Genomic DNA, 23,051 nt, shown 5'->3' with positions numbered 1-23,051 from the left:
CACAAAAAGAATACAAAAAACTGATGAGTAAATACACCGAGGACGATTTAAGAGAAGAATTAAAAACCAAAGAGTACGAGTATGGTTTTTATACTGATATTGAAAGTGATAAGTTTCCTAATGGGCTAAACGAGGATATCGTTCGTGCCATTTCTAAAAAGAAAAATGAGCCAGAATGGATGACTGAATGGCGTTTAGAAGCTTTTAGAATTTGGGAACAAATGGAAGAACCAGAGTGGGCAAATGTTACCTATAAAAAACCAAGTTTTCAAGACATTTCATACTACTCTGCACCTAAACAGAAACCCAAATTAAACAGCTTAGACGAGGTTGATCCTGATTTACTAGCTACGTTTGAAAAACTTGGAATTTCTTTAGATGAGCAAAAAAAACTAGCTAATGTAGCAGTTGATATTGTAATGGATTCTGTTTCAGTAGCCACTACATTTAAAGAAACACTGGCTGAAAAAGGCATCATTTTTATGCCTATTTCTGAAGCAATTCAAGAGCATCCAGAATTAGTAAAAAAATATATTGGTTCAGTAGTACCTCCAACAGATAATTTTTATGCTGCATTAAATTCAGCAGTATTCTCTGATGGGTCTTTTTGTTACATTCCAAAAGGAGTTCGTTGTCCTATGGAACTATCTACCTACTTCCGTATTAATGAAGGAGGAACAGGTCAGTTCGAGCGTACATTAGTAGTTGCTGATGAAAGCAGTTACGTTTCTTATTTAGAAGGATGTACCGCCCCACAACGTGATGAAAACCAATTACACGCAGCAGTTGTTGAACTTATTGCTTTAGACGACTCTGAAATAAAATATTCAACGGTACAAAACTGGTTCCCTGGAGACTCAGAAGGAAAAGGGGGAGTTTTCAACTTCGTTACCAAAAGAGGTTTATGTGAAACCAATGCTAAAATCTCTTGGACACAAGTTGAAACGGGTTCAGCAATTACCTGGAAATATCCAAGTTGTATTTTAAAAGGGAATAATTCTGTAGGTGAGTTTTATTCAATCGCTGTAACCAACAATCATCAACAAGCTGATACTGGTACTAAGATGATTCACTTAGGAAAAAACACCAAATCAACTATTATTTCTAAAGGAATTTCAGCAGGTAAATCGCAAAATAGTTACCGTGGTTTAGTACAAGTAAATTCTAGAGCAGAAAACGCTCGTAACTTTTCACAATGTGATTCTTTATTAATGGGTAATGAGTGTGGTGCACACACTTTCCCTTACATAGAAGTTAAAAATAAATCAGCTCAAATTGAGCACGAGGCTACCACTAGTAAAATTGGTGAAGATCAATTATTTTACTGTAATCAGCGTGGTATTGATACAGAAAAAGCCATTGCATTAATTGTAAACGGATTTAGTAAAGAAGTATTAAATAAGTTACCAATGGAGTTTGCAGTTGAAGCTCAAAAACTATTAGAAATTAGTTTAGAAGGAAGTGTAGGCTAACAAAAAATCGCAAGTAAAATGAAGAAAATATTTTTATTGGCTCTTATAGGTATTATTACAATTAATTGTAAAAACGCTGAAAAGAAGCAAACAACAGAAGAAAAAACAATTGAAAAGCCTCAGGTAAAACTTCATGTTTTAGATGGTGGATCAATTTTAGTTAACAAACTTGAAGTTTTTTCTCAAGACACAACATATACAGGACAGTCTAAAAAACTTTCAGATGGTTTTTATGTAATATCTCACCCAAAAGGAAACTTAATGTGGGATGCTGGCTTACCAGAAGCTTTAATTGTAAATGAACCTTTTACTGAGCCTACTGGTACTTTTACATTACAACGTAAAGACTCTTTAAAAAATCAGTTAAAATCTTTAGGTTTAACTATAGATGATTTTAAATACATTGCTCTATCTCACCCACATTTTGATCATACTGGTCATGCTAACTACTTTAAGAATTCAACGTGGTTAGTTCAAGAGAATGAGTATGATTTTATAACTAGTGATTCTGCAAAAGTTAAGGACCCTGACACATATAATTCCATTAAGGAATTAAAAAATGTAGAAAAAATAAATGGTGACCATGATATTTTTGGAGACGGTACAGTGATTATAAAATATATGCCTGGTCATACCATAGGTCATCAAGCTTTATATGTTGAAGCTGGTTTAGAAAAACCAATCTTATTAACGGGTGATTTATATCACTTTGAAGAAAACAGAGAAACTAAAGGTATTCCTTCTTTTAATTATGATGTTGGGCAAACTCTAGAAAGTATGAAGAAGTTTGAAGCTTTCGCAAAAGAAAAGAATGCTGAGGTGATTATACAACACTCACCAAAAGATTTCAAAAAATTACAAAATCTATTAAAAAAGTAACTATACAGTAATGTTAAAAATAGAAAACTTACACGCACAGGTAGAAGGTAAAGATATTCTTAAAGGAATCAACTTAGAAGTAAAAGCAGGGGAGATTCATGCAATTATGGGTCCAAATGGTGCTGGTAAAAGTACCTTATCATCTGTAATTGCTGGTAATGAAACTTACGACGTAACTTCTGGTTCTATCGAGTTAGAAGGTGAAGATATTAGTGAATTAGCTCCTGAAGAAAGAGCTCATGCTGGTGTATTCTTATCATTTCAATACCCAGTAGAAATTCCTGGTGTTACTGTTACTAACTTTATTAAAACAGCAATTAACGAATCTCGAAAAGCAAAAGGTTTAGAAGAAATGCCGGCTAAAGATATGCTTAAAAAGATTCGTGAAAAATCAGAATTATTAGAAATTGATCGTAAATTCTTATCTCGTTCATTAAACGAAGGTTTTTCAGGAGGAGAAAAGAAACGTAATGAGATTTTTCAAATGGCTATGTTAGAACCTAAATTAGCTATTTTAGATGAAACTGATTCTGGTTTAGATATCGATGCTTTACGTATTGTTGCTAATGGAGTTAATAAATTAAAATCTAAAGATAACGCTGTAGTAGTTATTACTCACTATCAACGTTTATTAGAATATATCATTCCTGATTATGTACATGTTTTACACGATGGAAGAATCGTTAAAACAGGAGATGCTTCCCTTGCCTTAGAGCTTGAAGAAAAAGGATACGATTGGATTAAAGCAGAGTTAAAATAGTTAGAAAAGTTGAAAAGTAAAGAGTGAAAAGTAGTCCTATAATAAGCTTCTTTTCAGTTTTACAAACTTTTATACTTTATAAACTTTACAACTAAAAACAATGGAGTTGAGAGAAAAAATATTATCATCATACGTAGCTTTTGAAGACAGTGTAAACATCAATTCAGATTTACACGAAATAAGAACAAAAGCCCTACAAAATTTTGAAAAACTAGGCTTCCCTACTAAAAAATTAGAAGCTTGGAAATACACTTCTTTAAATTCAGTTTTAAAAGAAGACTATAGTATATTTCCTGACAGAGATGCTTCGGTAGAATTTGCCGATGTGAAAAAATATTTCATTCACGAAATAGACAGCTATAAAATAGTTTTTGTAGATGGAAAGTACAGCTCTTTTTTATCAACTACTACCCATGATGGAAAAGATGTTTGTTTATTATCTGCCGCTTTTTCAAAAGAAAAATACAAACCTATTGTTGAAAAATATTTTAACAAAATAGCAAAGCAAGATAATTTAACTTCTTTAAATACTGCTTTTGCTACTGAAGGTGCATTTATTCACATTCCTAAAAATGTTGAAGTTGAAAAACCTATTCAAATAATTAATTTTACTACGGGTAAAGAGCATGCAACCATGTTACAGCCTCGTAATTTAATTATTGTAGAGCAAAATGCACATGTTCAAATTATAGAACGTCATCAAAACCTTAATGATAATGCTGTGTTAACAAATTCTGTAACTGAAATTTATACAGATACACATGCTACAGTAGACTATTATAAGATTCAAAATGACAACAATAATGCTTCTTTAGTTGATAACACATATATCGAACAGCAGAAAGAAAGTACTTGTTCTGTACATACTTTTTCTTTCGGTGGAAATATCACTAGAAACAACTTGAACTTCTACCAAAAAGGAGAACATATTAATTCTATTTTAAAAGGAATTACTATTATTGAAGGAAAGCAGCATGTTGACCATCATACACTAGTAAACCATATAGAACCTAACTGTGAAAGCCACCAAGACTACAAAGGTATTTATGGTGATCGTTCTACAGGTGTTTTTAACGGTAAAGTTATTGTTGAAAAAGAAGCTCAGAAAACTAATGCTTATCAACAAAACAACAATGTTTTAATAAGTGATAAAGCAACTATAAATGCTAAACCTCAATTAGAGATTTTTGCAGATGATGTAAAATGTTCTCATGGTTGTACTATCGGTCAATTAGATGATCAAGCATTGTTTTATATGCAACAAAGGGGTATTCCTAAAAAAGAGGCAAAAGCCTTATTAATGTATGCATTTGCTAATACAGTTTTAGAAAGTGTTAAAATACCTGAAGTTAAGAAACGAATTACCAAATTAATTGCCAATAAATTAGGCGTTAACATCGGTTTTGAACTATAAAAGAAAAAGGCATTATTAAAAATAATGCCTTTTTTAATTCTTTAATGTTAGCAATCCTTTTTTACAAACAAACTGTACACTTCTTTAACTTCTGATATAGTTACGCTTTTCATTAATCAAAAATATCTCTCTGCTTCTACACTCACACATTTAGAAAAGAAAAATGGCATGAAATGTTCTTTATTTGTGATAAAAAGGCTCTTTTATTACTATAAATACTTAGTGAATTTGTTCGTTTAGCTTTCTAATTTGTTTTTCTTATCTTTAAAAGAAACAATTCTATTATGAACAACTCACTTAAAACAGTTGCTTTAATTTCTGGAATAGTAATTTTAGCATACGGAGTATACACTCTTTTTAAACCAGAAACTCAAATTTCTATTGGTGATGTAGACCTAATAGAAGCTCAAGATAATACCAACTCATATATTACAATTGCGGTCGGTATTGTTATTGTTGCCCTAAGTTCAATTATAGGTAAAAAATAAAAACCACTATTTCACAATTTAAAAACCATCTCTTATAGGTGGTTTTTTTCTTCTATAAAATTTTATGTAATGAATTAAATCTATCTACGTCAAAAGTATCGTAAACTAATTTATTTACTTAAAATTTAAAAAATGCGAAAAACAATTACCCTCACTTTTACCTGTTTACTACTTTTCTTGAGTATTAAATCACAAGCACAAGCTGATGTATATGATGCCTTATTGAAAACCTATGTTGATTCTCATGGTAATGTAGATTATAAAGGACTAAGAAAAAACCGAGCAGTTTTAGATATTTATATAAAGTATTTAGATAACACCATACCTAGTAATAAGTGGTCACAAAATCAAGCTAAAGCTTTCTGGATAAACGCCTACAATGCATATACTATCAAATTAATTTTGGATAGTTATCCTTTAAAAAAAATTACCGATATAAAACGTAAAGGGAGAAATGCTTGGAAAATTCCTTTTGCTTCTGTTGGTAAAAAATTATACTCGTTAGACTATATTGAACATAAAATACTTCGTAGATGGCATGATGATCCAAGAATCCATGTTGCCTTAAATGCTGCTTCTAAATCTGGACCTCGGTTTGTAAACTTTGCCTTTACAAAAGGTAATATAGAAAAGGAATTAGAAAACTTAATGAAAGCTTTTATAAACGACTCTACGAAAAATAAGATTACATTAACTAAAGTTGAAGTTTCAAAGGTATTTCAATGGTACCAAGAAGACTTTACTTCTCGTAACACCTTAGTAGACTATATAAATAAGTACTCTGACATTAAAGCTAATGATAATGCCGAAGTCGTATACTTAGATTACGATTGGAATTTAAATGATAAGTAAGTTTTAACTCATCCTCGAAAGATGAAAAACACTAACTGTTTTTCGTCTTTTTTATACATGTTGATCTATTAAAATTGTGTTTCCATCAGGATCGAAGAAAACGATACTGGCAGGACCTGAAGTCTCTTTGTCTACCTCTCTTTTCAATTTGATGTGATTTTCTTTTAAATGTTGTTGAATGGCTCTTACATCGTCAAAATCATCTAATGTATTAGCCTTTTCATCCCAACCTGGATTAAAAGTGAGTATATTATTTTCAAACATTCCTTGAAACAACCCAATTAATGAATTTCCGTTTTTCATAATCAAATAATTCTTTTCTATTTGACCAGCAAACACAGTAAAACCCAACATTTCATAAAAATCTTTTGATTTATCAATATCTTTCACTGATAAACTGATTGAAAAAGCCCCTAGTTTCATAATCTTATAATTTTAATTTCTCTCTTCAAAAGGTATAATAATCCCTTTTTCTACATAATTTTTTAGTCCGTTTAATAACAATGCCCAACAATAAGAAGAATGTTTAAAATGATCATTTTGTTCAGCCCATCCTTTATGAAAAAAATGTATCCATGTAACACCATCATCTTTTTCAAACAAGTCAAAACCAAAAGTAGTCGAATTCCAATCATCTTCAGATTTTGTCATTTTTATGTAAAAAGAAGTGCTCTCTTTACATTGAACTACATCACCATACCAATTGTAAGCTCCTCCAAAAAAAAGATTGTATTCTGCCCCTACTTTAGGAGTTCCAGTGCATTTAAGTGGCCACCAATGTATCAAATCATCTGGGTTAGTAATTGCCTTAAAAACCTTATTAGATAATTCTTTTATAGGAAAGTTATGGTAAACAGTAAAACCTTCTTCATTAACTTTCATAATCAGTTGATTTTATAGCTATTAAAGTTACTAAAAAATAAACAAAAAAATCCCACACAAAATGTGCGGGATTTCAATATCTAAAAAATCTAATTGTCAGAAATTCTAACAATCTTAATTTACATTTCTAAAGCTTTAGTTGGGTTGTTATCCATTAACAACTCTACTGGGTTTTCTAAAGCTTCTTTTACAGCCACTAAGAACCCTACAGACTCTTTACCATCAATAATTCTATGATCGTAAGATAACGCTAAATACATAATTGGCTGAATCACTACTTCTCCATTCACCGCCATTGGACGATTTACAATGTTGTGCATTCCTAAGATTGCACTCTGTGGAGGGTTGATAATTGGCGTAGATAGCATAGATCCGAATACTCCACCATTCGTAATTGTAAACGTACCTCCTGTCATTTCATCAACAGTTATTTGCCCATCACGAGCACGAATTGCTAAACGTTTTACTTCGCTTTCAACACCTCTAAACGTTAAGTTTTCAGCATTTCTAATTACTGGAACCATTAATCCTTTAGGACCTGATACTGCAATTGAAATATCTTGAAAATCGAACGATACCATTTCTTTACCATCAATCATTGAGTTTACAGCTGGATACATTTGTAATGCACGTACTACTGCTTTTGTAAAGAAAGACATAAACCCTAAACCAACTCCGTGTTTCGCTTTAAAATCTTCTTTATACTCATTACGTAAATCGAAAATTGGTTGCATGTTTACTTCGTTAAACGTAGTTAACATTGCTGTTTCGTTCTTCACAGACACTAAACGCTCTGCAACCTTACGACGTAACATTGATAATTTTTTACGCTCTGTACCACGAGACCCCATTCCTGGAGTTCCCATTGAAGGTACTGCCTTTACAGCGTCCTCTTTTGTTACACGACCGTCTTTACCTGTTCCTTTAACGTCAAATGCATTCATTCCTTTTTCAGCTAATACTTTCTTAGCTGCTGGAGATGCTGTACCTGTCGCATATGTTTCTTTTGCTGGTTCAGCTTTAGGCGCTTCTTTCTTCTCTTCAGTTTTTGGTGCTGCTGCTTTAGCCGCTCCAGCTCCTTCTGGTTTTGCAGCATCCATATCAATATGACAAACTACTGCACCTACTGCCACTGCATCACCCTCTTCAGCTTTTAAAGTGATTATTCCACTTTCTTCCGCAGGCAATTCTAACGTTGCTTTGTCAGAATCTACTTCAGCAATTGGTTGATCTTTCTCAACGTAATCACCATCTTCAACTAACCAAGTTGCAATTTCTACTTCTGTAATTGATTCCCCCGGAGAAGGAACTTTCATTTCTAAAACCATCAGTTCTAAATTTTATATATCTGAATTATTTTATTTCTTTTATTTGGGCGTTTCCCTAACGGGTCGGGCTTTTCGCGCTACATGGTAGCTTGCTACAATCCCTAACGCATTATTCTGTTTTTAATCAAAAACCTTATCTATAATAGCTTGATGACGTCTTTTAAAACGTGCACTTGAACCTGCAGCTGGTGCCGAACGGTATTCTTCCGAAGCACATTCTAATCTAGCTAGTTCAAAACGTTCTAACATATAACCCCAAGCTCCCATATTTTTAGGTTCTTCTTGAGCCCAAACATAACGCTCTACATTTGGATACTTATCCATTACTGCTTTAATATTATCATTATGTAATGGGAATAATTGCTCAATACGGATTAACGCTACGTCTTCTCTACCTAACTTTTCACGTTCTGCTAATAAGTCGTAATAGAACTTACCTGTACAGAATACCATTTTTTTAGCTTTTGAAGTATCAATAGTATCATCAATTACTTCTTGGAATGTTCCGTTTGCTAAATCTTCAATAGTATTTACTGCTTTTGGTAAACGTAATAAACTTTTTGGTGTAAATACAATTAACGGCTTTCTAAAATCACGTTTCATCTGACGACGCAATATGTGATACATATTTGCTGGTGTTGAACAATTTGCTATTGTCCAGTTATCAGTTGATGATGATTGTAAGAATCGTTCAATTCTTCCTGATGAATGCTCTGGCCCTTGTCCTTCATATCCATGAGGTAATAACATTACCAATCCGTTTTGTAACTTCCATTTAGCTTCTGCCGAAGAAATGTATTGATCGAACATGATTTGTGCTCCATTTGCAAAATCACCAAACTGAGCTTCCCAAATTGTTAATGTATTTGGAGCTGCCATTGCATACCCATAATCAAATCCTAAAACACCATATTCTGATAAGTGAGAGTTGTAAATAGTCATCTCTCCTTTACTCTTAGGATTCGTATTTAATAAGTTTACACGTTCTAAAGTTTCTTCATCACGCATAATTGCATGACGGTGAGAGAACGTTCCTCTTTCTACATCTTCTCCAGAAATACGTACATCATAACCTTCTTCTAATAAGGTACCATATGCTAAGTTCTCAGCAGTACCCCAATCTAGCAAGTTATCTTCAAAAACCATTTTTTCACGACCTTTTAATATACGTTCTGCTTTACGTACAAATTTGTGTCCTTCTGGCGTTCTTGAAATTACTCTTGCAATGTCTTTTAAATCTTCTACCGAATAAGTTGTATCAACAGGCTGTAACATTTCTTGCAATTGCTTGCGTATAAATCCATCCCATACATCTGGCATAAATTCCTGAATTTTTGACGTTTCCTTCTTTTTAGATTCTGTAAACTCAGCTTCTAAATGCGTCTTGAATTCATCTGTAATTCTCTGTAAGTAGTCAGCTGTTATGCTTCCTTCTTCTATTAATTTATTTGCATAAATTTCTCTTGCATTTTTATGCTTAGAAATTGCCTTGTATAATTTTGGTTGTGTAAAACGTGGCTCATCTCCTTCATTATGTCCGTACTTACGGTATCCTAACAAATCAATAAAAATGTCTTTGTTGAATTTCATACGATATTCAACTGCCATTTCCATTGCATGACATACAGCTTCTGCATCGTCTGCATTTACATGTAGTACTGGAGATAAAGTTACCTTAGCTACATCAGTACAATAGGTACTTGAACGTGCATCTAAGTAATTGGTTGTAAAACCTACTTGGTTATTTACCACTACATGAATAGTACCTCCTGTTTTGTACCCGTTTAATTGTGCCATTTGCACAACTTCGTATACAATTCCTTGGGCTGCTACGGCTGCATCACCATGTACTAAAATTGGAAGTATTTTATTTTCGTTCCCTTCGTAGTCTTTGTCTATTTTAGCTCTAACTATCCCCTCTGCAACAGCATCTACTGTTTCTAAGTGAGATGGGTTTGGAACTAAATTCATTTTCATTTTTTGACCTCCTTGATACGCTTTACTTAACGTTAAACCTAGGTGATACTTTACATCTCCATCAATTTCTTGGTCTTCAAAATCTTTTCCTTCAAACTCACTAAATAAATCGCGAATTGGCTTTTTGAAAATGTTTACTAAAGTATTTAAACGTCCACGGTGTGCCATTCCTAACACACATTCTTCTACTCCATATTCTTCAGCTGCGTCTCTTAACGCCACACTAACTCCTGGAATCAAAGTTTCTCCTCCTTCTACAGAGAATCTTTTTTGACCTACGTACTTCGTTTGTAAAAAGCTCTCGAAAGTTGAAGCTTGGTTAAGCTTTGTAAGAATATATTTTTTAGATTCTACATCGTAACTAGGATGGTTTGCGTTTTTATTCAAACGATCGTTCCACCATTTTAACTCTTCAGGATTTCGTACATACATGTACTCTACTCCGATGCTTTCGCAGAAAACAGACTTTAAATAGTTTATGATTTCTGCCAAACTTTTAGGCCCTATACCTAAAATTTCTCCTGCACTGAAAACCTTAGATAAATCTGTTTGGTTTAACCCAAAGTTCTCAATATCTAATGTTGGGGTGTATGTTCTTCTATTTCGTACAGGGTTTGTTTTGGTAAACAAATGACCGCGGGTACGGTAACCGTTGATTAAATCGATTACTAAAAATTCTTTACGTACTTCTTCAGGGACTTCTACCGAAACTTCTTCATCTGTTAATGAGTAACTCTCGTTAGCCAAATCATATCCTTGAAAAAAACTTCTCCAACTTGGTTCTATCGCATCAGGATTTTTTTGATATTGTTCATACAAATCACCTATAAAACCTGCATGTGCTGCGTTTAAGAACGAAAACTTGTCCATATATTTTGTTATACTTTTCTATCTATAAGAATAATGGTGACAAAAGTACAACTTTTACGAAAAATACCATTCCTTTTTAGTCTAATTTTAAACTCTTTAACGAGTATTAGCTTTTTGTTAAATTTCAGTTAAAAGCATCTTTTTTGTAAAAATAAATTACTAAAAATCAGGAATAAAAAAAATTACCTGTACATTTTATCAAAAATAATTTGCAGATATAAAAAAAGCACTTAAATTTGCACTCGCATTTTAAGACAAGTATGTTTTAAATTCCTCCTTAGCTCAGTTGGTTAGAGCATCTGACTGTTAATCAGAGGGTCCTTGGTTCGAGTCCAAGAGGGGGAGCAAAGGCAACGTAGAAGCCGATAATTTCTACAACACATATATATTGTTCTAAAAGAACATTCCTCCTTAGCTCAGTTGGTTAGAGCATCTGACTGTTAATCAGAGGGTCCTTGGTTCGAGTCCAAGAGGGGGAGCTACAAAAAAACCAATCTATCACAGGTTGGTTTTTTGTTTTAATTATGTTTCCTCTTAAAATATAAGCTTCTACGAAAATGATTTACTTTATAAAAAACAATAACGATAAACAATAGTTTGCCGAATTTTTTTATTGCGTAAATGCTTGTTCACTAAAAAGACCTACCAGATCTTTTCTTTACACTCCTCCCCATAAATATCCAACTCACGCTCCCAAACTTTGTTCCCTTTATCGTTGTATGAAACTACAAATAGCTTATTGCAAAATGTAAAAACCAAACGATTTGCGCAATAAAAAAACCACAACGCTTACGTTGTGGCTCTTTCTTTTTTTATTGTTTTTTACTCGTAACGGCACTCGTTACAAACGAACGCTAGCTGGGATCACCTTTATCAGGATATATTTTCTTAGGAAGTTCTCCTGGATTTACAGGGAACCATTTAGCCTCTTTCCATTCTATTTTATTTTTAAATATTTCTCTAATACTTTTTTCGATTTCTTTGTATTCAGAATCTTTATTTAATAAAATTTCAAACTCTAAACTGTGATTTTCATCACATAAAAAATCTGCTAAATCATCGTGACGATCAACCACAATAATAGAATGTTGATTTAGTATTCCTTTTGCTTTTAATCTACCATCTTGGTTCTTGTAAGGCAATGATATATTAAAAACTTTTTCCATTTTTGATATTAAATCTTTGAAAGGAATATCTTCTAATAAATCAAAACTTAAGCAATTTTCTTCCATTTCTATATTATTTAATGACACTTTAACCTAACTTGAACATCGTCTTTTCTTACCAAATCATCTAATTCCCAAGACTTGAATATTCTAAAACCAAATTTTTCTCCTTTAAATTTATTATTTGGAAATGCTTCACGTAATTGTTTGCCTATAGATACCTCAATATCAGACATATCCTTAACTTTACTTGCATCTCGACTTTTTTTGTCAAAACTTTCTACTAAATAATCACTTTGAATAAAACCATCTACATCAAAATTATTTGGCTTAAAAGGTTTTGAAACACTTGGATCGTGTGCTTTACTAATACCACTCGCAGCACTACCTCTATAACCTATAGTAGCATTTGGGCCTATTGGTTATAGGTAATCAATATACTCAGCATTAAGATTCTTTTTTTTATAATTTCATTTTCCCATTCATAATATTCATCAAAACCTAATTTGATATAATTAGGGTGATTCCAATATTCATCTCCGTATAATGCCATCATAGCAATATCCATATATCAATTCATTATCTAATAAAGCAACTTCATTATATGTTTTTGGAGGAAAATTAGCTTTCTCAAAAAACGAACTATTGTTTAAGGTTTCAATGGATTCTATTCTTGTTTTATTAGCATATTTTTCCACACAAGATAATACTATTTCAAAATATGTTTTAGAATCAAAAATAATTTTTGCCCCATCCTCTCCGAAGTATTCTATAATATCTTTATTAACCACAGACTTTTACTTTTAAATGTTTATCAAAAAAATTGGTCGCTTTATCATTTTATGATAACTATAGATCGCTTATTCCAAAATATAAAAACCAAACACTTTGCGCAACAAAAAAACCACAACACGAATGCTGTGGCTATATGTTTTAATATTTTATCGCCTATACCGCTATGAGGCTATTGTATTTTATCATTCCTAAAAAATAAAAACTTCTTCTTTTAAATTATTCTCCTTTATATAATTTGTTTCCCAATTATCGTATGATTCAGGAATTTGAACTAATTCAGGTTTGTTTTTCCAATACATATCTCCATAGTAACATATCATAGCCCAATGATACGGATGTTCATGTGAAAAAAAATATACATCATTAGTCGAAGATATAGGTGATTTGAAGGTTTTACAATCTTCGACAGATTTGGTTGCCTCTTCCATAGATGTATTACAGTACTTATTAATACAACCTTTTAGTATTTCACAAAACGTATAAAGATTAAATACAACCTCCTCTTGTGTTGTTTCATCTGTAAATTTCAACCCATCATTTTTCATAAATAAAATTTAATTAACTACACTTAATTTTTCCTTTGTTATGTTTATCAAATAATTTAGCAGCTTTATCTGTAAATATTGCCAACTGATGACCAATAGCTTTAGGCTTTCCTCCTCTAGGGTTAGCGAGCATAGGACCATCAATTCCATCAAAAGCATGGTTTAAAGTTCCTTTTCTTCCTAATTTCACTGTATCAGCCCATTCGCCGGTAGCATCATCAAAAGTTTTTATCTTCAACTTTACTAACTCCTCATCTGGAACATCGAAATGTAACACTTCTCCGCCTTTTCTATTAGCCCAAGATTGTGCCTGCGCAAGATCATTTGTTACATAAAACCCACCTTGTCCCGAAGGGTTAAAGTCCAAATTAGGTCTACCTTTAGACGGATCTATACCTCTCATAACAGCATTAGTAGCTTGAGGACTACTTGTTGCATGATAAAAGTCTAGTAAACCAAAAGGATCTAATATTAAAGTTGTATTTCTAGAATATTCATATAATCTACTTCCTCCACTAAGCCCTATCGGATCTTGAGAGATATAAGTTCCACTATCGTGCGAGTAGTAACGAAACCTGTTATAGGCTAATTCTGTCTCCTCATCGTAATACTACCCTTGGTAACGAAAAGGAATGAACGTTTTTTCTCCCGTAAAACTACGAGCTTTTCCGTATATATCCAACTCACATTCCCATACTTTTTTACCTTTATCGTTGTACGAGGAAAAAAAGGGGGAGGGATTTAATTTAGCTCAAAAAAATTTTCTAAAAATTCATTAAAACTATTCCACTTTTTATCAAATTCTTCTTTCTTTAATTTTATATCATTTCCACCCTCAATCAAGACAACACTATCATCATCTTTGTTATATAACAAATAATCATCAACCTCTAAATTAAATAATGAAATATACTTCTCTGGAACTCCATAATTATCTCCTAAATGTTTTGTAATACCCTTCTCAAAATCCATTATGTCATCATTCATAACATCATGTAAAAGACCTTCAGAACCATAGTGTTCATCACTATATTTAATCATAAACTCAATGAAACTTCCATTAATTTTTTCATTAAAACCAAGTTTTTCAAGTTTATCTTTATATTTTAACTGAAATTCAGGCAGCACTGAATCTGCATTTTCATTGAGATATCTTATAATTTTATTGGATAACATATTTTATGAATTAAATTTACTTACAACCTTTTAATTGCGCTCGTCTTGCTTGTTCCGCTCGTGCCCTATCTTTCCAATAATTTGGTCTATCTACATTTTCAAAAGGTTTTCTTTGTACTGGATCAAATGGATTAAATTTAGTTCCATCTGCATTTGGTGTAACTCTATAAGGATGTAAAGCATTCGTGTGCCCATGTTTTGTATGAACATCATTAGTTACTTCAAAAAGAGGACCGTGCCCTTGTTGTTTAGAATGATGTAGATTTATAGATTTTCCATCAGAACCTAAAGGAGCATTACCTTTTGACATTCTTTCTAAATTTGTTCTACCTTTAGAATCCACTGCATCAAAATCAATACCTTGTTGAAATACCTTATATGTATTCCCTGTACCTGTACTAGGAGCAGTCCAAACTGTAGAAGTTGGGAATATAGAACTTAACCCAAATATATCTACTAAGCTATTACTATCATTAACATAAGCATATAAATTAGGTTCACCAGATTGTAACCTAATCGGGTCTTGCGATATGTAAGTTCCGGTATCGGACGAGTAATATCTGAACCGATTATAATATAACCCCGTTTCTTTATCTTCATACTGCCCTTGGTAACGAAAAGGAATGAACGTTTTTTCTCCCGTAAAATTACGAGCTTTTCCGTATATATCCAACTCACATCCCCAAACTTTGTTACCTTTATCGTTGTACGAGGAAAAAGGGGAGAGATGGGCGGGAAAACCCATAAATAAAGGGGTTACAGTAAATAGTAGTAATTATTAATAACTTTCTTTAAAATGGCTTAAAACGAAGTTTTTGAGCGTAAAAAAACCACAAATTAAAATTTGTGGTTTTATCTTTTTACACTTTCTTTATCAGCACAAGAAAAATGCTTGCGTTAGAAGAGCGGGTTTAAATTACTTTATCTTTTATCATTCATTACTTATCCTCTTTGACGGCACGAGCGAGACGCTCGCGCTAGCGGGGTGTCTATTAAACTACACTTTTCTATTAAAAACACAACAACCCAAATCCCCTTATCGCTCAGTAGTTCTCAATTTAAGCCCATAGTAGATACTGAATTGTTGTGAGGATTTGTGAGATTTAAGCTTTTTCTTTGCTAATAGTATTATTAAACCTTACTAATAAAGTTTCTCTCCATTCTTCACTTGGACACTTTTCAATTAATTCTTTATAATCAGAGTTTTCAATACTATTAAATAAAGACTCTATTAGATGTAACAAAGTCCAATGTAAATCATAAAAAGCATTTTGAGGAAACAAACTAATAAGTATTTCAGCTTCTTCTGATGTTATTGGTTTTTCAATGCTTTCTAATAATTCATCGTATCGGTCAATAACATCATCAATTGAATCTGGATCGTCCAAACTTTCATTAGGCATTCTACCCATTTTTTTCAATTCTTCTATACTTTCCCTAATCATAATAAGTGTTATTGTTTAATGGCATTTTATTTTCTTTAAATCTAATTCTCCTTTTTTAAGAAGTCCATTCGTTTCATATTCTTTTATTATTTTTTCTATTGAATCATCATATTTAGAACCTCCTATTTTTCTTAAATCTGCTAAGTCATCAGCTAATACATCTTTAAACGCTCTATTTTTATCTACTGCTGCTGTTTTTCTCCCTTTAGACTTATATGTTCTTGTTTGAGCATGTTCTTCTTTAGGCATTACAACTGCTATGCCATCTTTTCTTGGTAGATGTCCTAATTTATCTTGGGGAATGTGATGTAAATCTAAATTATCACCAACATCACTAGCTTTTACTAAATCACTATAAGTCCCTACTTGACCTGGTGTTACAGTAAGACCAAAAATGTCAACTGAAAGATTTGTATTACTTACATAAGAGTATTTGTTTAATTCACCACTTAATAACCCAATCGGGTCTTGACTTATATAAGTTCCGCTGTCAGGAGAATAATATCTAAATCGATTATAGGCTAACTCCGTTTCACTATCATAGTATTGTCCTTGATACAAGAAAGGACAAAACAAATTGTCGCCTTTTATAGCCTTACCATAAATATCCAACTCACATTCCCATACTTTTTTACCTTATTGTTGTATAAAGCTGTAGTTTCCTATCTCTATACTTTATACCCTCACGAGCAAGATGCTCAAGTTAGCTGGGAACGTGGCAATGTAAAGCCTTCTATTAATGCTATAAAAGAATTGCTGACTTATTAGATACTATAGTAGCTTATTTGACTGAAGAAAGCGACTATCAATTTGTGTTTGAATACAAAAAATATTACAATGACTGAAAGATCTGTTTTTTTATTTCCAAAACCCTGCATGAGAATTTTGAAATTGATATTTCAAAGCTAAAGACTCAAACTCATTATTTTCAGAATTATTCTTACTTCTGAAATAAAAAGTATCTAATAATACATTCTTAGCTATCTTTATAATTTCTCCAAATTCTACATTGGCATCTGTTATTGCTAATTTTTCCAATTTTTTATATGAAGTTATATTATCGATAGTCTGTAAGTTTTTACAATTTAAAAATTCTAGTCTTTTAATTATTTTAGACTTCAAGTAAGGAACTTCTGTGATAGTATTTACTATGTTGAATGATATGTTTTCTAAATCTAATAATTCATTTAAAAATGAGAAATCAGTAATCTTCTTACAAAAACTAAATTTTACAGTTTTTAAACTGGGATATTTTTGTGTCAGCAAATGTTCATTTTGCATACTATCAAGAATAACGAGTTCTTTTAAATTAGTATTCGTTGAAACATATTCTAAATTAATATTTTTTAATTTCATCTTCTCTAAAGAATCTTTGATTAGACTATAATCTTTTTTGTTTATTGAATGCTCAAAACTTAATTCTTTAAGATTATTATATTTTTTTAGAACATCTAAGTTTATTTTTTTGTTGTAAAACCCACTTAGAGAAAATGATTGTAAATCTTTGATGTAATTAATCTTATCTATACTTTCAAGAGGAATTGAAGAACCAACAATAATACTAATATTTTTCAAATTATTTAAAAATTGTAATACATCTAAGTTTCTAAATAAATTATCTCTACTTATTTTCTTTGGATCACAAAATAAAATTAATTTTACACTAGACATATTATTAAGAATTTCATTCAATTTATTCAAAACATCTGCGCTAACTCCTTTTTCTATAGTTATGATATTGTCCTCTTTCAAAAAAGAAATATTATTTCTCAAATAAGATAGGTCTTTCTTGTCTAAATTCATATTTTAATTATTTACACATTCCTTTAGGTTTATAATGATCTTTAACTCTTTTGTCTATTATTTCATCATAATCATCACCAAAAGTATCAATCAACCATTTTTCACCTAAATCTCTTCTATAGACTTTTTTCTTATTGTCCATATTTACAGGCCTTTGTGCATTAGTCATGGAGTCAATCTCTCCTGCTGCTTCCATTTTTTTCATTCTTTCATAAGTAATTTGTTCAACCCCTTGAGCGGTATCAGTATTAGGAATACCATCAAAAACATCTGTAGCTATATTTTTATTTCCATATCTTTTAGCAGCATTATGCTTTGCCTTTCCCACATATACTTCTTTGTTTCTTAAGTAAACTGTAGAAAGTCCAAAAGGATCTATCCATATATTAGAATTATTTACATAGCTGTAAAAATTCGGTTCCCCAGAATGTAATCCTATTGGATCTTGGCTTATATATGTTCCAGTCTCTGGAGAGTAATACCTAAATCTATTATAATACAACCCTGTCTCCTCATCTTCATACTGCCCTTGGTAACGAAAAGGAATGAACGTTTTTTCTCCTGTAAATTAATCTATAAGAGCTTAAGCTATTACGTCCACCTACCTGTGGCTATGTGATTATAAAAGAACTCTACGTGCTTATCATTAATAAAATTATTGTTATGTAAATAATTGATTATATCATCAGCTATTTCTTGATCTTCAGCACATCCAGTAGATTTTGCTAAAACCAACAAAATCTCATTTATGACACTTAGATTTTCATCTTTCAAATCTATAATTAACTGTTTAAGCTCGTTCTTCAAACGCTTATTATACTCACAATCTTCTTTTTCACTTTCAAAAGACATTTCATAATAATCTTGAATTTTTTTTTGAATTTTTTTTAATCTTTCCATAAAGTTCATATTATTTACATACTACTGTATAAGCTCCCTTAGGTATCTCTCCTTCTATTAATACTTCAGCATCTTTTGTAGCGTATCTTAATGCCGGCATGCTAAGTTTTTTACCTGTTTGAGGGTCCATTCCACTAGACATATCAAATACTTTATTAGCATCTATTTTATCAGTATCAATAGCTATTATAGTGCTCTTTTTATTTTTCCTCTTTTTGGATTTGGTTTTGCATAAAATTCTGCAGTTCCTTTTTTCTTTGTTGTAGATATATATTGAGTTTGCAACCTACCATTGTCTATATGTTCTTGAATAGTATACGCTGCTTTCATATCTTTTGGCTGAATAGCATTTCCTGCTAATGCACTTGCTTCCTGTCCTCCATTCAATGCCCTATATACAATTATTAATCCTAAAGGGTCTAACTGAGTATTAGTGTCATAAACGTAAGCGTACATATTTGGCATTCCACCAGCCAATCCAATCGGGTCTTGACTTATATATGTACCACTCTCAGGCGAATAGTATCTAAATCTATTATAATACAACCCCGTTTCTTCATCTTCATACTGCCCTTGGTAACGAAAAGGAATGAACGTTTTTTCTCCCGTAAAACTACGAGTTCTTACATAAACATAACATTCTAATTACCAACACACTAACCTGCCTTGTATTTATTTCACAAAATATAAAAAACCAATTGAGAAATTGAATATATTCAATTTCATCTCATATGTGTTTGTTAAGAGTATCATTAAGTATTTTGCATAAAAAACAATCCTGCTTCGTCTCCTGACTGTAATTTCTTAATATTTCTATCCAAATAGAAGTAACCTATCCCTGATTGAAAAATATTAAGGTCACTTTCAATATCTTCTTCCAATAATTGTAAACAGAAAGAATATTTACGAGGAGGTGTGATTATATCTTGTTCAAAATACGGGATACCTTGTAATTTAGATATATCCAACCCCATACCATGTTCTTCAAAAAACTTGTGTTCTTCTTCCATATATTTATCATCATCTGGTATGATTTCAAAATATTTCTTACTCAAATTTATTTCTGCCAATGACAATTCATTTTCATTATCGCTAACATCATAAATTAAAGCTTTACTATATCCTTGAGATAATAAATTTAAATCATTCCTTTGATTTACAGTATATCTAGATGAAATACCTTCTTTAACACCTCCTAAAGGGTGTTTTTCTACTGAAATAAAGACAGAAATCCTTTTGTCTTTATCTATACTTCCATTTCTAAAAAAGTTTGGAAAAACAGTAAATAAATGTGTTTGATAAGTTTTTTTTTCAGGGCATTTCGGCCAGAAATTCTCATCCATTTCTGACACTCCACCTCCAACATACCCAATACTATTATTAGTTTTTTCTTTTGTGAAAATTAATTTTGACATAATAAATTTTAATAACAACCTTTAGATTTCGCAAATTTCTCGACTTGTCGCCTCATATTCCTCAACTGCTGCTGACTGATTTTCCCTGTATCAACCAACACTTCCTGCATTGCTTGGTACATAACCCTAATATTACCTTTAGCTCTTTTAAAATACTGATTTCTAGACATACCTATAGATGCTTTTATTCTAGCTTCCGCATCATGTACAGCTTTATGTAAAGGTTTATCTAACGCCATTGCAGGATTACCTTTAGCTCCTGACCTTGTTGTTATATCTGTCAAAGGACTATCCTTTAAAAAAGCATTTCGTAACATTTCATGAGCATCTAAACCATCACCTGCATGAGCTTTAGAACCATACCCTGCAACTTCTCCAACCCTCAATAAACCTAGTGGATCAATCCACGCATTACTATCGTGCACATAAGAATACATATTAGGCATATTCCCTAATAGTCCAATCGGGTCTTGGGACATATAAGTTCCTGTATCAGGTGAATAATATCTAAACCTATTATAATACAAGCCCGTTTCTACATCTTCGTATTGCCCTTGATATCTAAAAGGAATGAACGTTTTTTCTCCCGTAAAACTACGAGCTTTTCCGTATATATCCAACTCACATTCCCATACTTTTTTACCTTTATCGCTGTATGAGGAAAAAAAGGGGAATGGGCGGGAACACCCATAAATAAAGGGGTTATAGTAAAAGTAGTAATTATTAATAACTTTCTTTAAAATGGCTTAAAACGAAGTTTTTGAGCGTAAAAAAACCACAAATTAAAATTTGTGGTTTTATCTTTTTACACTTTCTTTATCAGCACAAGAAAAATGCTTGCGTTAGAAGAGCGGGTTTAAATTACTTTATCTTTTATCATTCATTACTTATCCTCTTTGACGGCACGAGCGAGACGCTCGCGCTAGCGGGGGCTAATTTGACACACTACTGGTAACGAGCGGGACGCTTGCGCTAGCGGAGTTTTGTTTTTACAAGTAATTTGTATCATTACCTAAGCATCTGTATAAATAGAATGTCCTTCCTCTATAAAGTTAATTCCTTTTAAGTTAGCTTTTTCACACTTATTTTTAAAAACTTCTGTAACTATAATATAAGATTTATGTTCTTCCATTCTTACTATATCCATATTTTTCAAAGCACCTTTAATAAAATGAAGTTTTTTAATTTTTAAAGTACCATATCTGGTTTTTTCTGTAATTGATTTTTCTTCATCCATACAAGAAATTACATTTAGAATATTCAAAGCGAAAAAGTTAGTATTTTTATTTTGCTTATCATCTCTAATTATAACAGGAATAAACTCTATTTGGCTTTTAGTTAAATCAAGAAAAGTATCTCTAAATTTTTCACTTACTAATGGTAGACCAATAGTTGGTAATAAATCATAAGAGTTTATATAGCTATCTATTTTATCAACTGTATATAAAAAGGGGGATGCGAATTGTATTTTTTTCCCTCATTTAAAGTAGAAAAGTCTATATCGTTTTCATCATCGAAAACAAAACTAACATCTCTTTTGTAGAAATCTGAAAATTGATAATTCATTAATATAATTAGTCTGATAAATTATCAACAAATGTTTTGAAATGCTCTTTAAAGCTATCAGAAACTTTAACAGGTTCAGCCAATTTATTATCATATTTTATATCAAAACTAAAAATTGGTGAATCCTCTAGTTCTTCATCTAAAGAACACTTTAACGCATACAAATTTTCATAATCTTGATATTCAATAACCACAAACTCACCTCCAAGAGAAAATTCATCTCTTGCAAATAAAGTATCCCCTAAAACTGTACCTCTTTCTTCATTTTCTCCATCTGAATCTAAACCAAGTAATATACTATCACCAAAACCTATATATCCACATTCTGAAATATATTTTTTGTACTCTTTAGGTAATTTTAGACCAAGAATCTTTTCACATTCATTTATTATTCCACCTGATACATTTCCATCACTATAAAAAGTATCATCTTCTATGTTTTTTATAACATCAATATAACTCATGTTCTATAAAATTATTAATAACAACTTAATCCTTTAGCTCTTTCTTTCCAATATTTTTTTCTAAAAACTTTCATAAGCATTATGCAATGCTTTATTGTTTCTAAAACTTCGTTTATTTTCTATTAAACCATGTAGTGCTTTATGATGTTTTTTATGGAATGAAGAAGTAAGCTCTACCATTGGCCCAGGTTCTTGCCCTATAACATGATGTAGATTTATTTGTTTTCCATCTATTCCTATAGGAGCATTCCCTGTTTTCATCAAATCTAAATTGGTAGCCCCATTGGCAATTCTCTTTCTAATGTGTTTATTAACACTTGAATCAACAATATCAGGAGTTCCTGTGACAAAATCTGTTCCGTTTTGATATACCTTTCTTCCTAAAACTTCGATAGGATTAAACTTTGTAAGTCCTAGAGGGTCAACCCAAACATTAGAATCACCAACATAGGCATACATATTCGGCATACCTCCTGCCAACCCAATCGGGTCTTGAGACATATAAGTTCCTGTATCAGGTGAATAATATCTAAACCTATTGTAATACAAGCCCGTTTCTTCATCTTCATACTGCCCTTGGTAACGAAAAGGAATGAACGTTTTTTCTCCCGTAAAATTACGAGCTTTTCCGTATATATCCAACTCACATTCCCATACTTTTTTACCTTTATCGCTGTATGAGGAAAAAGGGGAGGGATGGGCGGAAACACCCATAAATAAAGAGATTAAGGCGAAACGCTACAATGTTAATAAGTTTCTTTAAAATGGCTAAAAACGAAGTTTTTGAACATAAAAAACCACAACATTGCTGCTGTGGTCTTATACGCTTTGGGTTACCATTAACGGCACAAGCG

General features: G+C 31.8%; 29 protein-coding genes, 2 tRNA genes and 1 pseudogene. 8 read left to right on the top strand and 24 right to left on the bottom strand.

Annotation, left to right across the window (positions count from 1 at the left end; genetic code table 11):
* Positions 1-23 precede the first annotated feature (23 nt).
* The 6 genes from sufB to ACQYZ7_RS04315 all read left to right on the top strand — a co-directional run bounded on the left by sufB (position 24) and on the right by ACQYZ7_RS04315 (position 5,865).
* Positions 24-1,472 carry a Fe-S cluster assembly protein SufB gene (gene sufB, locus ACQYZ7_RS04340; RefSeq protein WP_430728549.1) on the top strand — a complete coding sequence of 483 codons (1,449 nt, stop codon included), beginning with the start codon at positions 24-26 and terminating at the stop codon, positions 1,470-1,472.
* Positions 1,473-1,490: 18 nt separating this feature from the next.
* Entirely contained in the window at positions 1,491-2,351 is an 861-nt protein-coding gene (locus tag ACQYZ7_RS04335; protein WP_430728548.1) for an N-acyl homoserine lactonase family protein, read from the top strand.
* Between the two features lie 10 nt (positions 2,352-2,361).
* Positions 2,362-3,111 (top strand): Fe-S cluster assembly ATPase SufC, encoded by a 750-nt coding sequence (gene sufC, locus ACQYZ7_RS04330; RefSeq protein WP_430728547.1) that lies wholly within the window; start codon positions 2,362-2,364, stop codon positions 3,109-3,111.
* A 100-nt stretch (positions 3,112-3,211) separates the two neighbouring features.
* Positions 3,212-4,525 (top strand): Fe-S cluster assembly protein SufD, encoded by a 1,314-nt coding sequence (sufD, locus tag ACQYZ7_RS04325; RefSeq protein WP_430728546.1) that lies wholly within the window; start codon positions 3,212-3,214, stop codon positions 4,523-4,525.
* A 284-nt stretch (positions 4,526-4,809) separates the two neighbouring features.
* Positions 4,810-5,013, top strand: coding sequence for a hypothetical protein (locus ACQYZ7_RS04320; RefSeq protein WP_430728545.1), 204 nt, complete (start codon positions 4,810-4,812; stop codon positions 5,011-5,013).
* 132 nt (positions 5,014-5,145) lie between these two features.
* A complete protein-coding gene (locus tag ACQYZ7_RS04315; RefSeq protein ID WP_430728544.1) occupies positions 5,146-5,865 on the top strand; it encodes a DUF547 domain-containing protein in 720 nt (239 codons plus the stop codon).
* A gap of 51 nt (positions 5,866-5,916) precedes the next feature.
* Here the strand turns inward: ACQYZ7_RS04315 and ACQYZ7_RS04310 are convergent, their stop codons facing one another.
* From ACQYZ7_RS04310 to ACQYZ7_RS04295, 4 genes are all read right to left on the bottom strand, one after another.
* On the bottom strand, positions 5,917-6,288 hold the full coding sequence (locus ACQYZ7_RS04310) for a VOC family protein (protein WP_430728543.1): 372 nt from the start codon (positions 6,286-6,288) through the stop codon (positions 5,917-5,919).
* Between the two features lie 12 nt (positions 6,289-6,300).
* A complete protein-coding gene (locus tag ACQYZ7_RS04305; RefSeq protein WP_430728542.1) occupies positions 6,301-6,747 on the bottom strand; it encodes an SRPBCC family protein in 447 nt (148 codons plus the stop codon).
* Positions 6,748-6,866: 119 nt separating this feature from the next.
* Positions 6,867-8,075, bottom strand: coding sequence for a 2-oxoglutarate dehydrogenase complex dihydrolipoyllysine-residue succinyltransferase (gene odhB, locus ACQYZ7_RS04300; RefSeq protein ID WP_430728541.1), 1,209 nt, complete (start codon positions 8,073-8,075; stop codon positions 6,867-6,869).
* 120 nt (positions 8,076-8,195) lie between these two features.
* Positions 8,196-10,922, bottom strand: coding sequence for a 2-oxoglutarate dehydrogenase E1 component (locus tag ACQYZ7_RS04295; protein WP_430728540.1), 2,727 nt, complete (start codon positions 10,920-10,922; stop codon positions 8,196-8,198).
* A gap of 271 nt (positions 10,923-11,193) precedes the next feature.
* Between ACQYZ7_RS04295 and ACQYZ7_RS04290 the strand changes: the two genes are divergently transcribed.
* Positions 11,194-11,267 (top strand) — tRNA-Asn (locus ACQYZ7_RS04290).
* A 60-nt stretch (positions 11,268-11,327) separates the two neighbouring features.
* A tRNA-Asn gene (locus tag ACQYZ7_RS04285) sits at positions 11,328-11,401 on the top strand.
* Between the two features lie 375 nt (positions 11,402-11,776).
* Here the strand turns inward: ACQYZ7_RS04285 and ACQYZ7_RS04280 are convergent.
* The 20 genes and pseudogenes from ACQYZ7_RS04280 to ACQYZ7_RS04185 form a co-directional block, all read right to left on the bottom strand.
* A complete protein-coding gene (locus ACQYZ7_RS04280) occupies positions 11,777-12,154 on the bottom strand; it encodes a hypothetical protein (protein WP_430728539.1) in 378 nt (125 codons plus the stop codon).
* Between the two features lie 11 nt (positions 12,155-12,165).
* On the bottom strand, positions 12,166-12,324 hold the full coding sequence (locus ACQYZ7_RS04275) for a hypothetical protein (RefSeq protein WP_430728538.1): 159 nt from the start codon (positions 12,322-12,324) through the stop codon (positions 12,166-12,168).
* Positions 12,325-12,503: 179 nt separating this feature from the next.
* Positions 12,504-12,656: a hypothetical protein gene (locus tag ACQYZ7_RS04270; protein WP_430728537.1), complete on the bottom strand. Its 153-nt coding sequence runs from the start codon at positions 12,654-12,656 to the stop codon at positions 12,504-12,506.
* 415 nt (positions 12,657-13,071) lie between these two features.
* Positions 13,072-13,428 (bottom strand): hypothetical protein, encoded by a 357-nt coding sequence (locus ACQYZ7_RS04265; protein ID WP_430728536.1) that lies wholly within the window; start codon positions 13,426-13,428, stop codon positions 13,072-13,074.
* Between the two features lie 13 nt (positions 13,429-13,441).
* Complete coding sequence (locus ACQYZ7_RS04260; RefSeq protein WP_430728535.1) at positions 13,442-13,831, bottom strand: DUF3990 domain-containing protein; 390 nt, start codon at positions 13,829-13,831, stop codon at positions 13,442-13,444.
* Positions 13,832-13,891: 60 nt separating this feature from the next.
* A pseudogene (locus ACQYZ7_RS04255) lies at positions 13,892-14,026 on the bottom strand (RHS repeat-associated core domain-containing protein); the annotation flags it as partial.
* Between the two features lie 143 nt (positions 14,027-14,169).
* The gene (locus ACQYZ7_RS04250; protein WP_430728534.1) at positions 14,170-14,604 is read right to left on the bottom strand and encodes a hypothetical protein; all 435 of its coding nucleotides are present in this window, start codon (positions 14,602-14,604) and stop codon (positions 14,170-14,172) included.
* Between the two features lie 16 nt (positions 14,605-14,620).
* A complete protein-coding gene (locus ACQYZ7_RS04245; protein WP_430728533.1) occupies positions 14,621-15,349 on the bottom strand; it encodes an RHS repeat-associated core domain-containing protein in 729 nt (242 codons plus the stop codon).
* A 358-nt stretch (positions 15,350-15,707) separates the two neighbouring features.
* Positions 15,708-16,049 (bottom strand): hypothetical protein, encoded by a 342-nt coding sequence (locus tag ACQYZ7_RS04240; protein ID WP_430728532.1) that lies wholly within the window; start codon positions 16,047-16,049, stop codon positions 15,708-15,710.
* A 15-nt stretch (positions 16,050-16,064) separates the two neighbouring features.
* On the bottom strand, positions 16,065-16,661 hold the full coding sequence (locus tag ACQYZ7_RS04235; protein WP_430728531.1) for an RHS repeat-associated core domain-containing protein: 597 nt from the start codon (positions 16,659-16,661) through the stop codon (positions 16,065-16,067).
* A gap of 246 nt (positions 16,662-16,907) precedes the next feature.
* A complete protein-coding gene (locus tag ACQYZ7_RS04230) occupies positions 16,908-17,852 on the bottom strand; it encodes a hypothetical protein (protein ID WP_430728530.1) in 945 nt (314 codons plus the stop codon).
* 7 nt (positions 17,853-17,859) lie between these two features.
* Entirely contained in the window at positions 17,860-18,399 is a 540-nt protein-coding gene (locus ACQYZ7_RS04225; protein WP_430728876.1) for an RHS repeat-associated core domain-containing protein, read from the bottom strand.
* Between the two features lie 44 nt (positions 18,400-18,443).
* The gene (locus ACQYZ7_RS04220; RefSeq protein ID WP_430728529.1) at positions 18,444-18,752 is read right to left on the bottom strand and encodes a hypothetical protein; all 309 of its coding nucleotides are present in this window, start codon (positions 18,750-18,752) and stop codon (positions 18,444-18,446) included.
* A gap of 10 nt (positions 18,753-18,762) precedes the next feature.
* On the bottom strand, positions 18,763-18,894 hold the full coding sequence (locus tag ACQYZ7_RS04215) for a hypothetical protein (protein WP_430728528.1): 132 nt from the start codon (positions 18,892-18,894) through the stop codon (positions 18,763-18,765).
* Positions 18,895-18,938: 44 nt separating this feature from the next.
* On the bottom strand, positions 18,939-19,343 hold the full coding sequence (locus ACQYZ7_RS04210; protein ID WP_430728875.1) for an RHS repeat-associated core domain-containing protein: 405 nt from the start codon (positions 19,341-19,343) through the stop codon (positions 18,939-18,941).
* Between the two features lie 161 nt (positions 19,344-19,504).
* The gene (locus ACQYZ7_RS04205) at positions 19,505-20,167 is read right to left on the bottom strand and encodes a hypothetical protein (RefSeq protein WP_430728527.1); all 663 of its coding nucleotides are present in this window, start codon (positions 20,165-20,167) and stop codon (positions 19,505-19,507) included.
* An 8-nt stretch (positions 20,168-20,175) separates the two neighbouring features.
* Positions 20,176-20,787, bottom strand: coding sequence for an RHS repeat-associated core domain-containing protein (locus ACQYZ7_RS04200; RefSeq protein WP_430728526.1), 612 nt, complete (start codon positions 20,785-20,787; stop codon positions 20,176-20,178).
* A gap of 392 nt (positions 20,788-21,179) precedes the next feature.
* Positions 21,180-21,584: an imm11 family protein gene (locus tag ACQYZ7_RS04195; protein WP_430728874.1), complete on the bottom strand. Its 405-nt coding sequence runs from the start codon at positions 21,582-21,584 to the stop codon at positions 21,180-21,182.
* Positions 21,585-21,741: 157 nt separating this feature from the next.
* Entirely contained in the window at positions 21,742-22,197 is a 456-nt protein-coding gene (locus ACQYZ7_RS04190; protein ID WP_047790867.1) for an SMI1/KNR4 family protein, read from the bottom strand.
* A 60-nt stretch (positions 22,198-22,257) separates the two neighbouring features.
* Positions 22,258-22,911 (bottom strand): RHS repeat-associated core domain-containing protein, encoded by a 654-nt coding sequence (locus ACQYZ7_RS04185; protein ID WP_430728525.1) that lies wholly within the window; start codon positions 22,909-22,911, stop codon positions 22,258-22,260.
* Positions 22,912-23,051 lie beyond the last annotated feature (140 nt).

The sequence above is a fragment of the Tenacibaculum sp. SDUM215027 genome, assembly GCF_050566205.1.
Lineage (GTDB): Bacteria > Bacteroidota > Bacteroidia > Flavobacteriales > Flavobacteriaceae > Polaribacter.
The sequence above is the reverse complement of the archived record's forward strand: the minus strand, read 5'-3'. Positions and strand labels throughout refer to the sequence as shown.

Excerpts from the sequence above, each read along its gene's own strand:
- ACQYZ7_RS04270 (WP_430728537.1), bottom strand. The coding sequence starts at position 12,656 with ATGGATATTGCTATGATGGCATTATACGGAGATGAATATTGGAATCAC.
- ACQYZ7_RS04305 (WP_430728542.1), bottom strand. The coding sequence starts at position 6,747 with ATGAAAGTTAATGAAGAAGGTTTTACTGTTTACCATAACTTTCCTATA.
- ACQYZ7_RS04220 (WP_430728529.1), bottom strand. The coding sequence starts at position 18,752 with ATGGAAAGATTAAAAAAAATTCAAAAAAAAATTCAAGATTATTATGAA.
- sufD (WP_430728546.1), top strand. The coding sequence starts at position 3,212 with ATGGAGTTGAGAGAAAAAATATTATCATCATACGTAGCTTTTGAAGAC.
- ACQYZ7_RS04190 (WP_047790867.1), bottom strand. The coding sequence starts at position 22,197 with ATGAGTTATATTGATGTTATAAAAAACATAGAAGATGATACTTTTTAT.
- ACQYZ7_RS04245 (WP_430728533.1), bottom strand. The coding sequence starts at position 15,349 with ATGGGTTTTCCCGCCCATCTCTCCCCTTTTTCCTCGTACAACGATAAA.
- ACQYZ7_RS04250 (WP_430728534.1), bottom strand. The coding sequence starts at position 14,604 with ATGTTATCCAATAAAATTATAAGATATCTCAATGAAAATGCAGATTCA.
- ACQYZ7_RS04260 (WP_430728535.1), bottom strand. The coding sequence starts at position 13,831 with ATGAGAGGTATAGATCCGTCTAAAGGTAGACCTAATTTGGACTTTAAC.
- ACQYZ7_RS04185 (WP_430728525.1), bottom strand. The coding sequence starts at position 22,911 with ATGGGTGTTTCCGCCCATCCCTCCCCTTTTTCCTCATACAGCGATAAA.
- ACQYZ7_RS04310 (WP_430728543.1), bottom strand. The coding sequence starts at position 6,288 with ATGAAACTAGGGGCTTTTTCAATCAGTTTATCAGTGAAAGATATTGAT.
- sufB (WP_430728549.1), top strand. The coding sequence starts at position 24 with ATGAGTAAATACACCGAGGACGATTTAAGAGAAGAATTAAAAACCAAA.
- ACQYZ7_RS04230 (WP_430728530.1), bottom strand. The coding sequence starts at position 17,852 with ATGAATTTAGACAAGAAAGACCTATCTTATTTGAGAAATAATATTTCT.
- sufC (WP_430728547.1), top strand. The coding sequence starts at position 2,362 with ATGTTAAAAATAGAAAACTTACACGCACAGGTAGAAGGTAAAGATATT.
- ACQYZ7_RS04320 (WP_430728545.1), top strand. The coding sequence starts at position 4,810 with ATGAACAACTCACTTAAAACAGTTGCTTTAATTTCTGGAATAGTAATT.
- ACQYZ7_RS04315 (WP_430728544.1), top strand. The coding sequence starts at position 5,146 with ATGCGAAAAACAATTACCCTCACTTTTACCTGTTTACTACTTTTCTTG.
- ACQYZ7_RS04295 (WP_430728540.1), bottom strand. The coding sequence starts at position 10,922 with ATGGACAAGTTTTCGTTCTTAAACGCAGCACATGCAGGTTTTATAGGT.
- ACQYZ7_RS04265 (WP_430728536.1), bottom strand. The coding sequence starts at position 13,428 with ATGAAAAATGATGGGTTGAAATTTACAGATGAAACAACACAAGAGGAG.
- odhB (WP_430728541.1), bottom strand. The coding sequence starts at position 8,075 with ATGGTTTTAGAAATGAAAGTTCCTTCTCCGGGGGAATCAATTACAGAA.
- ACQYZ7_RS04275 (WP_430728538.1), bottom strand. The coding sequence starts at position 12,324 with ATGTCTGATATTGAGGTATCTATAGGCAAACAATTACGTGAAGCATTT.
- ACQYZ7_RS04240 (WP_430728532.1), bottom strand. The coding sequence starts at position 16,049 with ATGATTAGGGAAAGTATAGAAGAATTGAAAAAAATGGGTAGAATGCCT.
- ACQYZ7_RS04215 (WP_430728528.1), bottom strand. The coding sequence starts at position 18,894 with ATGTCTAGTGGAATGGACCCTCAAACAGGTAAAAAACTTAGCATGCCG.
- ACQYZ7_RS04280 (WP_430728539.1), bottom strand. The coding sequence starts at position 12,154 with ATGGAAGAAAATTGCTTAAGTTTTGATTTATTAGAAGATATTCCTTTC.
- ACQYZ7_RS04335 (WP_430728548.1), top strand. The coding sequence starts at position 1,491 with ATGAAGAAAATATTTTTATTGGCTCTTATAGGTATTATTACAATTAAT.
- ACQYZ7_RS04205 (WP_430728527.1), bottom strand. The coding sequence starts at position 20,167 with ATGTCAAAATTAATTTTCACAAAAGAAAAAACTAATAATAGTATTGGG.